General features: G+C 42.7%; 11 protein-coding genes and 1 riboswitch. Of the genes, 9 read left to right on the top strand and 2 right to left on the bottom strand.

The features are described from left to right. Positions 1–64: 64 nt before the first annotated feature. Together ppdK and BT1A1_RS03065 are read right to left on the bottom strand one after the other, a co-directional pair. Positions 65–2,728, bottom strand: coding sequence for a pyruvate, phosphate dikinase (ppdK, locus tag BT1A1_RS03070; protein WP_034767989.1), 2,664 nt, complete (start codon positions 2,726–2,728; stop codon positions 65–67). Position 2,729: 1 nt separating this feature from the next. Then, positions 2,730–3,545, bottom strand: coding sequence for a pyruvate, water dikinase regulatory protein (locus BT1A1_RS03065; RefSeq protein ID WP_034768082.1), 816 nt, complete (start codon positions 3,543–3,545; stop codon positions 2,730–2,732). 425 nt (positions 3,546–3,970) lie between these two features. Next, positions 3,971–4,072, top strand: a riboswitch (purine riboswitch). 141 nt (positions 4,073–4,213) lie between these two features. On the opposite strand from BT1A1_RS03065, the gene purE reads away from it, so the two are divergent. From purE to purN, 9 genes are all read left to right on the top strand, one after another. Beyond that, the gene (gene purE / locus BT1A1_RS03060) at positions 4,214–4,702 is read left to right on the top strand and encodes a 5-(carboxyamino)imidazole ribonucleotide mutase (protein WP_034767987.1); all 489 of its coding nucleotides are present in this window, start codon (positions 4,214–4,216) and stop codon (positions 4,700–4,702) included. After that, complete coding sequence (purK, locus tag BT1A1_RS03055) at positions 4,686–5,813, top strand: 5-(carboxyamino)imidazole ribonucleotide synthase (RefSeq protein ID WP_034767984.1); 1,128 nt, start codon at positions 4,686–4,688, stop codon at positions 5,811–5,813. Before purE ends, purK begins: the two co-directional genes overlap by 17 nt. 174 nt (positions 5,814–5,987) lie before the next feature. Continuing rightward, entirely contained in the window at positions 5,988–6,707 is a 720-nt protein-coding gene (gene purC / locus BT1A1_RS03050; RefSeq protein WP_034767982.1) for a phosphoribosylaminoimidazolesuccinocarboxamide synthase, read from the top strand. Next, the gene (purS, locus tag BT1A1_RS03045) at positions 6,700–6,954 is read left to right on the top strand and encodes a phosphoribosylformylglycinamidine synthase subunit PurS (protein WP_034767979.1); all 255 of its coding nucleotides are present in this window, start codon (positions 6,700–6,702) and stop codon (positions 6,952–6,954) included. Before purC ends, purS begins: the two co-directional genes overlap by 8 nt. Beyond that, positions 6,951–7,637, top strand: a complete 687-nt coding sequence (gene purQ / locus BT1A1_RS03040) for a phosphoribosylformylglycinamidine synthase subunit PurQ (RefSeq protein ID WP_034767977.1) — start codon at positions 6,951–6,953, stop codon at positions 7,635–7,637. Before purS ends, purQ begins: the two co-directional genes overlap by 4 nt. Beyond that, on the top strand, positions 7,621–9,837 hold the full coding sequence (purL, locus tag BT1A1_RS03035; protein ID WP_034767969.1) for a phosphoribosylformylglycinamidine synthase subunit PurL: 2,217 nt from the start codon (positions 7,621–7,623) through the stop codon (positions 9,835–9,837). Before purQ ends, purL begins: the two co-directional genes overlap by 17 nt. Next, complete coding sequence (purF, locus tag BT1A1_RS03030; RefSeq protein WP_051988979.1) at positions 9,822–11,240, top strand: amidophosphoribosyltransferase; 1,419 nt, start codon at positions 9,822–9,824, stop codon at positions 11,238–11,240. The genes purL and purF overlap by 16 nt, the downstream gene beginning before the upstream one ends. A gap of 407 nt (positions 11,241–11,647) precedes the next feature. After that, positions 11,648–12,691, top strand: coding sequence for a phosphoribosylformylglycinamidine cyclo-ligase (gene purM, locus BT1A1_RS03025; protein ID WP_034767967.1), 1,044 nt, complete (start codon positions 11,648–11,650; stop codon positions 12,689–12,691). Then, a complete protein-coding gene (gene purN / locus BT1A1_RS03020; RefSeq protein ID WP_051988978.1) occupies positions 12,688–13,293 on the top strand; it encodes a phosphoribosylglycinamide formyltransferase in 606 nt (201 codons plus the stop codon). The genes purM and purN overlap by 4 nt, the downstream gene beginning before the upstream one ends.

Genomic DNA, 13,293 nt, shown 5'->3' with positions numbered 1-13,293 from the left:
GTGACATAGCCTTTTAAAAAAGGAAGCCCCTGCTACAAGGCTTCCAACTTCATTCCTTCGTATATTATCTAACTGCTTCCACAATGCTCCCTCGATGTTGAATCGTCGCTTGTGCCGCGGCAAGACGAGCTAACGGAACGCGGTATGGTGAGCAACTGACATAATCGAGACCGGCTAAATAGCAAAATTCAATCGAGCTCTTTTCACCGCCATGTTCGCCACATATTCCGGTTTTCAAGTTACTCTTCGTTTTTCGACCGAGCGTGACCCCCATTTCAATCAGCTTGCCGACACCTTCCCGATCCAATATGGCAAACGGATTTTCCGGCAGTACTTTTTGTTCAATATATGTTTGTAAAAATTTTCCTTCTGCATCATCGCGGCTAAAACCGAATGTTGTTTGCGTCAAATCGTTCGTCCCAAAAGAGAAGAAATCCGCTTGCTCGGCAATTCGATCGGCAGTTAATGCGGCTCGCGGCACTTCAATCATCGTTCCAACTAAATAATCAAAATAAACACCTGTAGCACTCATCACTTGTTCTGCCGTCTCCTCAACAAGTTGGCGCATCCGCTTTAATTCATTGACATGACCAACAAGTGGAATCATGATTTCCGGTTTGACCGGTATTCCTTTTTCCGTTACTTTCACTGCTGCATTAATAATAGCCCGAACTTGCATTTCATATATTTCCGGGTAAATAATGCCCAAACGACAACCGCGGTGACCAAGCATCGGATTAAATTCAGACAATTGATTCACCTTTTTCAACAGCCGCTCTTTCTCGGCTAACTCCGGTGAATCCGGTGCAGTTAATTGCAATTTGGTCACTTCAACCAATAACTCCTCTTTATCCGGTAAAAATTCATGCATTGGCGGGTCCAACAGGCGAATGGTAACCGGATGACCTTCCATCGCTTCAAAGATTCCTTCAAAATCGCCTTGTTGCATGATAAGCAACTGATCAAGGAAAACCGTACGATCCTCATAGTTTTCAGCCAAAATCATACTTTGCACTATCGGGATGCGTTTCGGGTCCATAAACATATGCTCGGTACGGCATAACCCTATCCCGCCGGCTCCGAATTCGAAAGCTTTCCGGGCATCTACCGGGTTATCGGCATTGGCACGGACACCAATTTCTCGAACTTGATCCGCCCAGGAAAGTAACAACTTAAATTCTTCAGACAATTGCGGTTCAATCATTGCTACTCCGCCAAGCATAATTTCCCCGGTCGAACCGTCAATCGTAATTATATCTCCGTATTTAACAACGGTATCGCCAACCGTAAACAGCTTATTCTTCAAATCTATTTTCAAAGATTCACAGCCGCAAATACAAGCTTTCCCCATTCCTCTCGCCACAACAGCAGCATGACTCGTCATCCCGCCGCGACTCGTGACAACAGCCTCGGCTGCGACAATTCCGTGAATATCATCCGGCGTTGTTTCCGGACGAACGAGAATCACCTTTTTCCCTTCTTTCCCAAGTTGTTCCGCCTCATCTGCATCAAAGACAACCGCTCCCGTTGCTGCACCCGGTGACGCCGGAAGTCCTTTTGTCAGTGGTACTCGCTTAGCCGTTTGATCAATTCGTCGATGCAGTAACTGATTTAGCTGTTCGGGATCAACCCGTAAAATTGCCGTTTCCTTATCAATAATCCCTTCCCGAACCATATCAACGCCAATTTGAACAGCCGCTTGTGCCGTCCGTTTTCCGTTTCTTGTTTGTAAAATAAATAATTCACCGCGTTCTATAGTAAACTCAATATCTTGCATATCTTGATAATGTTTTTCTAATAATTGGCAAGTTGCCAACAGTTTTTTATATACATCCGGCATCTCTTTTTCTAAAACATGAATCGCTTCAGGCGTCCTGATGCCGGCCACAACATCTTCCCCTTGAGCATTCATTAAATATTCACCGTATAGTTGATGCTCACCGGTAGATGGATTACGGGTAAAGGCCACCCCGGTACCGGAGTCATTTCCCATATTTCCGAAAACCATGCTTTGTACATTTACAGCTGTTCCCAAACTGTCCGGGATTTTATGAATACGACGGTAAACAATGGCTCGTTGATTGTTCCAAGAATCGAATACGGCACGGATTGCTAAAAACAATTGTTCTTGCGGATTTTGCGGGAATTCAATCTTTTTCTGCCTTTTCACAATCGCTTTGTAGCCGGCAATTACTTCTTGCCAATCTTCCGCCGTTAATTCCGGATCAACCTTATACCCTTTTTTCTCCCTTGTTTCTTCTAAAAATTGTTCAAAATAAAAAAGGTCAATTCCTAACACCACATTACTAAACATTTGAATAAAGCGACGGTATGAATCGTACGCAAATCGTTCATTATTTGTCAGTCTTGCCACCGCTTTAACCGTTTCATCATTCATGCCGAGATTCAACACCGTATCCATCATCCCCGGCATGGAGAAGACGGAACCGGATCGGACGGAAACAAGCAGCGGGTTCGTCACGTCTCCTAATTTTTTCCCGGTTTTTTCTTCAAGTTGTTCGAGTGCAACTAAAATCTGTTGTTCAACCGTATCCGATATTTTTTTACCCGCTTTATAATAATCATTGCAAGCTTGTGTTGAAATGGTAAAACCGAATGGAACCGGTAAACCGATATTGGTCATTTCAGCCAAGTTAGCACCTTTTCCTCCAAGGATGTTGCGCATATCACTGTTTCCTTCATTGAACAAGTAGACATATTTCTCCATTCTACAGTCCCCTTCCTCTTTTCAAAGTATGTATGATTAAATTGGCTGTCTCTTCAATTGCTTTATTCGAAACATCAATAATTGGGCAGCCAATCCGTTTCATGATCCTGTCGGCATAATCCAATTCTTCAAAAATTCGTTCCATACTTGCATAGTTTGACTCTGCATTTAACCCCATGGATTTCAATCGTTCTTTACGGACTTCATTTAACTTTTCCGGGCTAATTGTTAAACCGACACATTTGCTTCTCGGAATTTCAAAAATTTCTTTTGGCGGCGCGACTTCCGGAACGATCGGAACATTGGCCACCCGATATCCGTGGTGGGCCAGATACATGGCAAGCGGTGTTTTCGATGTACGGGAAACACCAATTAAAACCAAATCAGCCCATTTTAAACCACGAGGGTCTTTCCCGTCATCATATTTGACCGAAAACTCGATGGCCTCAATTTTTTTAAAATACGCTTCATCCATTCGTCTAATTAATTTTGGCTGATGTTTTGCTTCCTGTTTAAAAAAGTCCTCAAATACATGAAGGAGCGGGCTAAGCAAGTCAACAGAAAAAATACCTTTTTCAGCCGAACGGCGATCTAAATATTCCTTTAGCTCAGGGATAACAAGAGTGTAAGCAATCAGTGAATTCAATTCATCAACTGAATTTATTGCTTCATCAATGTCTTGAGTAGATTCAATAAACGAATGCCGATTAATTTCCACATGACCTCCGTTAAATTGACTGGCAACAGCTTTTACGACTAACTCCGCTGTTTCGCCGACTGAATCTGATACAACATGAACTACTTTTTGTCGGGTAATAACTTTCTCCCCCTTTATTAAAAGTCTAGTGAACAAGCTAACTTTATTTAACTACAGGTCACATTATATCACATGTTTTTTATTATTTTCCATCATTTTTTTGATTCATCATATAAATGTGATACTATATTTTATAATTAGTATATCATATTTGTCAAAAAATCAGTTGTCCTTTTTGCAAAATAATAAAGTTCCACCAAAATAGCCGGCAAAACTTCCTTCTGGTCTATGAATACAAATTAACTTGTTCACCTTTATCTTAAGAAAGTGCCACAAACAGCATAGGTTCGTTTCCTTCTTTTTATAAACAGAAAGAAAAGATCATTTTTAATCACAAAAACCGAACATTTATGCCAAATTAATTTTTAATGTTCGATAATTCCGTTGACAAAGTCCTTCTGTAATTGTTAAGATATACTTGAATTCAAAATAAATATGTTTTCTCTCATATAATGATGGGAATATGGCCCATAAGTCTCTACCCAATGACCGTAAATCATTGGACTATGAGAGAAAGTAGTTCAAAACGGATTATCCCGGACATGTTGTGCATATTTTTGCCGTATGTCCTCTTTCCTGACCCGGTATTGACTGCTTTCTCTTAGTGAGGGAGGTTGTCAATACCGGGTTTTTCTATTTATCTATTTAAAGAATCGAGGGGAACACTTGTGAAGCCACTTGTCGGAGTCATTATGGGAAGCACATCGGACTGGGAAACAATGAAACATACATGTGATGTACTTGAACAATTGGAAATTCCTTATATAAAAAAAGTGGTCTCGGCTCACAGAACACCGGACCTCATGTTCTCTTTTGCAGAAACGGCAAGAGATGAAGGCTTGAAAGTGATTATTGCCGGAGCCGGTGGAGCTGCCCATCTACCCGGTATGGTTGCCGCCAAAACGACACTTCCCGTTATTGGCGTACCTGTTCAATCAAAGGCATTAAATGGATTGGATTCGCTATTATCAATTGTCCAAATGCCTGCCGGAGTCCCTGTCGCAACGGTCGCAATCGGTGTTGCCGGTGCAAAGAACGCCGGACTGCTTGCGGCACAAATTTTATCTGCCTTTGACAACGAAATCGCCGCAAAACTTCATCATTTGCGGGAAGAAGCAAAAAACAGTGTCCTAGAAAGTAGTGATCAGCTTGTTTAAAACGATTTTACCCGGACAAACAATTGGTGTGATCGGCGGAGGTCAACTCGGACAAATGATGACATTAGCGGCAAAATCAATAGGTTTTCGCGTCATCGTCCTTGATCCGACGCCAAATAGTCCATGCGGCCAAGTAGCTGATGAACAAATTGTGGCAGCTTACAATGATTTAGCGGCCGTTAAAATACTGGCTGAAAAAAGTGACGTCATCACCTATGAATTTGAAAATATTGACGCGAATGCACTGAGTTGGTTAACAAAACATGCATATGTCCCCCAAGGAACGGAAATTTTACGGGTAACCCAAAACCGAATTTATGAAAAAGCGACCATTCAGAAGGCGGGGGTCCCTGTTGTCCCATACGAGGTCATTCTCAATCAAACGGAACTCGAACACGGACTGGAAAATCTAGGATACCCTGCAGTTTTAAAAACGGCTACAGGCGGATATGACGGCAAAGGGCAGTTGGTCATAAAAACGGAACATGACCGGATTTTTGCAGCTTCCTTACTTTCGACCGGACCTTGTGTGTTAGAAAAATGGATTTCGTTTACAAAAGAAATTTCGGTCATTGTTACAAAAAATCCGGATGGGGAAACGGCGGTCTTTCCTGTCGCTGAAAATATTCATTGCAACAATATTTTACATCAAACCATCGTTCCGGCACGAATTGATAAAGAAACGGAAGAAAGAGCGATGGTGGCTGCCAAAAAAATTGCTGATTTTCTTCATTTAATCGGCACATTGGCGGTAGAAATGTTTGTTACGGAAGATGGAGAGATCTATATAAACGAACTCGCACCAAGACCCCACAACTCCGGTCATTATTCGATTGAAGCCTGCATGACATCCCAATTCGAGCAACATATTCGGGCCATTTGTAATTTGCCGCTCGGTTCAACGGCACTTTTGAAACCGGCTGTCATGGTGAATATTTTAGGCGAACATCTCGACCCATTGCTGGAAAATCTTCATCATTTTAAACATTGGAAGATTCATTTATACGGAAAAAACGAAGCAAAACCGGGACGAAAAATGGGGCATCTCACCCGTCTATGTAACGATACAGATGAAGCCTTACAAGAACTGGAAGAAAACAATATTTGGTGAATCCTAACGGGGACCCGGGACCGGGAAAAAGTCATTTCTGACAAGAACTGGAGGAAAACATTACTTGGTAAATCCATTCACTTGTAACAGCTAAACTTCTCGGTGCATCCACCATTTGTATCACCTACTTCAAGAACATAGCTGCCGGAAGAAAATAAATACGGGGGAAATAAAATGATCAAAAAACAGGCCTTATATGAAGGAAAAGCTAAACGAATTTATGCCACCGATGACGAAAATATTGTTTGGGTTGAGTATAAAGATTCTGCCACCGCTTTTAACGGTGTAAAAAAAGCCGAAATCACCGGAAAGGGTCGTTTAAATAACGAGATTACCAGTTTGCTTTTTTTCCTGTTAACAGCAAAAGGAATTGCCAATCATTTTATAAAAAAAGTTTCCGACCACGAACAATTAGTCAAACGGGTAAAAATCATCCCACTTGAAGTCATCGTCAGAAACTATGCGGCCGGGAGTTTTTCAAAACGTTTCGGAGTCGATGAAGGGAAAAGGTTGAAACGCCCGATTGTCGAGTTCTGCCTAAAAAATGATGAACTCGGTGACCCGCCGATTACCGATGACCAAATTGAAGTGTTGGAAATTGCAAGCACAGATGTTATCGAAACTTTAAAAACCTCAGCCTTGAAAATCAATGACATATTAACCGAGTTTTTTAAAGAATGCCGTTTAAAGCTGGTCGATTTTAAATTGGAATTTGGCGTAGATGCGGACGGCAATATTTTGCTTGCCGACGAAATTTCCCCGGATACATGCCGGCTTTGGGATATCGATACAAATGAAAAGTTAGATAAAGATCTATTTCGTCAAGACCTCGGCAATTTAATTGACGCCTATGAAACGATTTTACAAAGACTGGGAGGAAAACAACATGTATAAGGTAAAGGTCTATGTTACGTTGAAGGAAAGTGTACTCGACCCTCAAGGGACTGCTGTCAAAAAATCGCTCCGTATGATGGGTTACGACGATGTCAATGATGTTCGGATCGGAAAATATATGGAACTAACGATTGGGGAAACGGCAGATCAATTAGACGCAATGATTGAAGAAATTTGTTCAAAATTGCTTGCCAATCCTGTTATTGAAGATTATCGATATGAAATTGAGGAGTGTGTGCCCCAATGAAATTTGCCGTGATTGTATTCCCCGGCTCTAATTGTGACGTTGATATGTACCATGCGGTTATTGATGAACTCGGTGAAGAAGCGGAATATGTCTGGCATGATGAAACAAATTTAGACCGCTTTGATGCCATTCTCCTCCCGGGTGGCTTTTCATTCGGCGATTATTTGCGGACCGGTGCCATCGCCCGCTTCAGTCCCGTAATGAATGAAGTCGTCAAAGCTGCTGAACTTGGAAAACCGGTCTTAGGTGTCTGCAATGGGTTCCAAATTTTGCTTGAAGCCGGTCTTCTTCCGGGAGCCATGCGACGCAACGATAGCCTGAAATTCATTTGTCGGCCCGTTCTCCTTGAAGTAAAAAATTCGAACACCATGTTCACGAATCAATATGCTCCCGGAGAAATAATCGAAATTCCAATCGCTCACGGGGAAGGAAATTATTACTGTGACGAAACAACATTAGCAAAACTAAAAGCCAATAACCAGATTGTTTTTACCTATCACAACGAAAATCCAAACGGCAGTATCGAAAACATTGCCGGGATTATGAATAAGCAAGGAAATGTTCTTGGTATGATGCCCCATCCAGAACGGGCGGTGGCGAATCTTTTAGGTAGTCATGACGGATTGAAGCTTTTCCAATCAATTGTTAATCAATGGAGGGAATCCCATGCAATTAAAGCTTGAACCGAGTCCGGAACAAATAAAGGCAGAAAAAGTTTACAGTCAAATGGGCTTGACCGATGAAGAATTCTCCCGGATTGAAAAGATTCTCGGACGGTTGCCAAACTACACCGAGGTTGGACTCTTTTCTGTTATGTGGTCGGAACATTGCAGTTATAAAAACTCGAAACCGATCTTAAAGAAATTCCCTGTTACCGGTCCGCACGTTTTACAAGGACCCGGGGAAGGCGCAGGGGTTGTCGATATTGGCGATAATCAGGCCGTTGTTTTTAAAATTGAAAGCCATAATCATCCATCGGCCATCGAACCGTATCAAGGAGCGGCCACCGGTGTCGGCGGGATTATCCGTGATGTTTTCTCGATGGGCGCCCGTCCAATTGCCATCCTCAACTCCTTACGTTTTGGCGAATTGAAGAATGCACGCGGAAAATATTTATTTGAAGAAGTGGTTGCCGGAATTGCCGGCTATGGAAATTGTATTGGGATTCCAACAGTTGGCGGGGAAATCCAATTTGATGCTTGCTATGAGGGGAATCCGCTTGTTAATGCGATGTGCGTCGGCATACTCAATCATGAAGATATAAAAAAAGGGCAAGCACATGGTGTCGGAAACACGGTCATGTATGTCGGTGCCAAAACCGGTCGTGACGGTATCCACGGGGCCACTTTTGCTTCAGAAGAGTTAACGGAAGCATCCGAAGAAAAACGCCCGGCCGTACAAGTCGGTGATCCGTTCATGGAAAAATTGTTACTTGAAGCTTGTTTAGAAGTGATTAAATCCGATGCACTCGTTGGTATTCAAGACATGGGTGCAGCCGGTCTTACCAGTTCGAGCGCGGAAATGGCCAGTAAAGCCGGATCCGGAATCGAGATGAATTTAGACCTGGTTCCTCAACGTGAAACCGGAATGACACCATACGAAATGATGCTCTCTGAATCCCAAGAACGTATGCTCCTTGTCGTAAAAAATGGAAGAGAGCAAGAAATTATCGATATTTTTAAAAGATATGGGTTGGAAGCTGTGGCCATCGGACGAGTCACAGATGATAAAATGTTACGCCTTCTTCATCACGGAGAAGTTGTTGCCGAAGTACCCGCCGATGCCTTAAGTGAAGATGCACCGGTTTACTACAAACCATCAATAGAACCGGCTTATTATCGGACGTTTCAAAAAATGGAAAACCGAATTCCGAAAGTAGAAAATATCGAGGAAACATTGTTACAGTTATTACAACAACCAACCATTGCCAGCAAAGAATGGGTTTATAACCAATACGATTACATGGTACGGACAAATACCGTTGTAGCTCCCGGTTCCGATGCTGCCGTTGTTCGTATTCGCGGCACAAGAAAAGCATTGGCCATGACGACAGATTGTAATTCCCGGTACATTTATTTAGACCCGGAAACCGGCGGAAAAATTGCTGTCAGTGAAGCAGCAAGAAATATCGTTTGCTCCGGTGGCGAACCGCTCGCCATTACCGATTGTTTAAATTTCGGCAGTCCGGAAAATCCGGAAATTTTTTGGCAATTAGAAAAGGCTGCCGACGGAATCAGTGAAGCTTGTCGTGTTTTAAAAACACCGGTGATTAGCGGGAACGTATCTCTTTACAATGAGACGAACGACACTGCGATTTATCCGACACCGGTTATTGGTATGGTGGGATTAATTCAAGATCTCGATCATATTACTACCCAACAATTTAAACAGCCGGGAGATTTAATCTATCTCCTTGGAGAAACAAAACCGGAATTTGGTGGTAGTGAATTGCAAAAACTTATCTATAGAGAAATATTTGGAAAATCCCCGTTACTTGACTTAGATGTGGAGGCTTTATACCAAGAGCAAATACTTACAGCGATACGTGCCGGACTTGTTGCCTCTTGCCATGATGTCAGTGAAGGCGGAGTTGCAGTGGCGCTTAGTGAATGTATCGTTGGGGCAGACGGAATTGGAGCTGATGTTGAACTCCAAGGTGAAGCCGTCACTCAATTATTCAGTGAATCGCAATCACGGTTTATTTTATCGGTAAAAGAAGAAAACCGGGAGCAATTCGAACGTTTCGTATCTGCCAAACTTATCGGCAGAGTTACAGCCGAACCTATTTTACAAATTTCCGTTAATAATGAAACGGTCGTCAAAGTAGAGGCAGAAAAAATCAAAAAAGCATGGAAAGGGGCGATCCCATGCTTGCTGAACTAAGGGGATTAAATGAAGAATGTGGAGTTTTTGGGGTTTGGGGACATCATAATGCCGCTCATATCACCTATTACGGCTTGCAAAGTCTCCAGCACCGCGGTCAAGAAGGGACAGGAATCGCTGTTACCGACGGAAAACAAATTCATATAAAAAAGGGTGAGGGCTTAGTTACTGAAGTTTTTTCTAAAAATGATATGGATGATTTGCAGGGAACAGGTGCCATTGGACATGTTCGATATGCAACAGCAGGCGGCAGTGGACCGGAAAATGTCCAGCCGCTCCTGTTCAAATCACAAACCGGCAGCCTTGCTCTGGCCCATAACGGGAATTTGACCAACGCAACAGTGCTAAGATCTTTATTGGAAGCGGAAGGCAGTATTTTTCAAACGACTTCCGATACAGAAGTACTTGCCCATTTAATTAAAAGAAGCAAACGAACGCAATTCATCGATCAAATGAAAGCTGCCTTGAACATGCTGCAAGGTGCGTATGCCTACTTACTTATGACCGAAACAGAATTAATTGTCGCTCTTGATCCTTATGGTTTAAGACCTTTATCAATCGGAAGACTGGGGGATTCCTATGTTGTAGCTTCGGAAACTTGTGCTTTTGATATTGTTGGCGCTGACTATATCCGGGATGTCCAACCGGGTGAAATGCTGATTATTAATCATGATGGAATCCGTTCTGAAATATTTACGACGCAGACGCAAATGTCCTTATGTACGATGGAATATGTTTATTTTTCCCGACCGGACAGTGATTTGCAAGGAATGAATGTCCATACTGCAAGAAAAAACTTAGGAAAGCAATTGGCACTTGAAGCGCCCATTGATGCGGATGTCGTCACCGGTGTTCCTGATTCAAGCATTTCTGCCGCCATCGGGTATGCGGAAGAATCCGGCATTCCGTATGAATTAGGTCTCATCAAAAATCGCTATGTTGGGCGAACATTTATCCAACCGACCCAGCAACTCCGCGAACAAGGAGTAAAAATGAAATTATCCCCGGTCCGTGGGGTTGTCGAAGGAAAACGGGTCATTATGGTTGATGATTCAATCGTTCGCGGGACGACCAGTCGACGGATTGTGCGGATGCTCAAAGAAGCCGGCGCCCGGGAAGTTCATGTCGTCATCAGCTCCCCACCAATCAAGCATCCTTGTTTCTATGGGATTGATACCTCCTCTCGGGAAGAATTGATTGCCGGCGATAAATCGGTGGAAGAAATCAGGCAAATCATCGGTGCGGATTCTTTAACTTTTCTAAGTGTGGAAGGCATGTTGAAAGCACTGGGAAGAGAGCAAAGCGGTGGCATGAAAGGGAGCTGTCTTGCCTGCTTTACCGGTAAATACCCGACAGAACGCGAGACATTTGCCGTTGGAACAACAAGAGGATTTGATTTTTAATGAAAATTTAGAATGTATCCTTACAATGAGTCCTGATTTATCTAGTAACACATAGATTTCCGGCAAGTCTGCAAACTCAACCCTGCAGGAAATTTTGTAAAGGAAATGAACAAATTCGTACGCTCACTTTCAACAATTAGATGATTCGGTTTATGATAAACCGGTAAAGAAAACTCGGGCGTCCGAGCCTTTAGGCGAGAGCAGAGCCGTAGTCAGCGAAAATACGTTTTCGCTTGCGAGGTAATGCTACCGAGGCTTCTCTATCTCTAGTCACCGAAAAAATATAACATTTTTTCGGCTGCGATGTATTCCAGTAAAGCATTCCTTATGCACTTATGCGTTAGGAAAGTAGAAATTGAAAAAATTTATACTTTCCCATTAGCTAAAAAATAACGGGGGTTTCATTCATGGTAAAAGCCTATAAAGCGGCCGGAGTGGATATTGAAGCCGGCTATGAATCGTTAAAGCGAATAAAAAAACATGTATCAAGGACAAACCGCTCGGGATTACTCGGGTCAATCGGCAGTTTTGGAGCCATGTTCGATCTGTCCGTCCTGAACATGAAGGAACCAATTTTAGTTTCAGGAACGGACGGGGTCGGAACAAAATTGAAGTTGGCGTTTCTTCTTGATAAACACGATACAATCGGAATTGATGCCGTGGCGATGTGTGTCAATGATATTGTTGTTCAAGGGGCCGAACCGCTTTACTTTCTAGACTATATCGCCTGTGGGAAAGCAATACCTGAACGAATTGAAGCCATTGTAAAAGGAGTGGCCGATGGTTGTGTGGCTGCCGGCTGTGCGTTAATTGGCGGAGAAACTGCTGAAATGCCCGGTTTGTACGATGAAAGTGAATATGATATTGCCGGTTTTGCCGTCGGTGCCGTTGAAAAAGCAAATCTTATCACCGATTCCACCATTAAAAGCGGCGACGTCCTTATCGGTCTGGCAGCAAACGGTATTCACAGCAACGGCTATTCCCTCGTTCGCAAATTGTTTTTGGAAGAAAAGAAATTCAGCTTAAATGATTGGTTCCCTGAATTACAATCGACACTTGGCGAAGAATTACTGAAACCGACAAGAATTTATGTCAAACCAATTTTAGCCGCATTAAAAAAATTCCATATGAAAGGAATGGCCCATATAACCGGTGGTGGCTTTATTGAAAATATACCGAGGATGCTCCCGGACGGCTGCGGTTGCATTATCCGTGAAGGCAGCTGGGAAATCCCGCCAATATTTACACTCATGGAATCAATCGGTAAACTGGACCGGGCTGAAATGTATAATGTCTTTAACATGGGAATTGGCATGGTCATTGCCGTACATCCTGAAGAAGCGGATGCACTATTAAGCCATTTCAAAATCCTAGGTGAAAAACCATTTCTAATTGGAACGGTAACTGACAAGCCCGGTATCCAAATTTTGAGAAATGAGGGCGGACAATGAAAAATATTGCCATCTTTGCATCCGGTAACGGCAGTAATTTCCAAGCATTGGTTGATGCCGTTAAAGTAGGAACGCTTCAGGCAAATATTGCGCTTCTCGTTTGTGACCGGCCGGGTGCTTATGTAATTGAAAGAGCAGAAGCGGAACATATTCCCGTATTTTTATTTAATCCGAAACAATATCAACATAAAGCTGCATATGAAACAATCATTCTAGCAAAACTCGTCGAAATGAACATTGAATTTATTGCATTGGCCGGTTACATGCGACTCATTGGTCCAACAATCTTAAAGCATTACGAAGGAAAAATCGTTAATATACATCCTTCCCTGTTGCCGGCTTTTCCCGGACTGGATGCGATCGGACAAAGTTTACAAGCAGGTGTAAAACAAACCGGTGTAACAATCCATTATGTCGATGAAGGAATGGATACCGGAAAAATAATCGTCCAACAAGCGGTTCCCATTTCCGTTGATGAAACAAGGGAGTCATTACAAGTTAAGATTCAGGCCGTTGAACATCAATTATACCCGGCTACTTTACAAAAACTGTTAAACTTTTCATCATCCTTTTCTACAAGAACACAATTGGAGGCTAAATAA

The organism is Caldibacillus thermoamylovorans (assembly GCF_000751775.1).
Classification (GTDB): Bacteria; Bacillota; Bacilli; order Bacillales; family Caldibacillaceae; genus Caldifermentibacillus; species Caldifermentibacillus hisashii.
The sequence above is the reverse complement of the archived record's forward strand: the minus strand, read 5'-3'. Positions and strand labels throughout refer to the sequence as shown.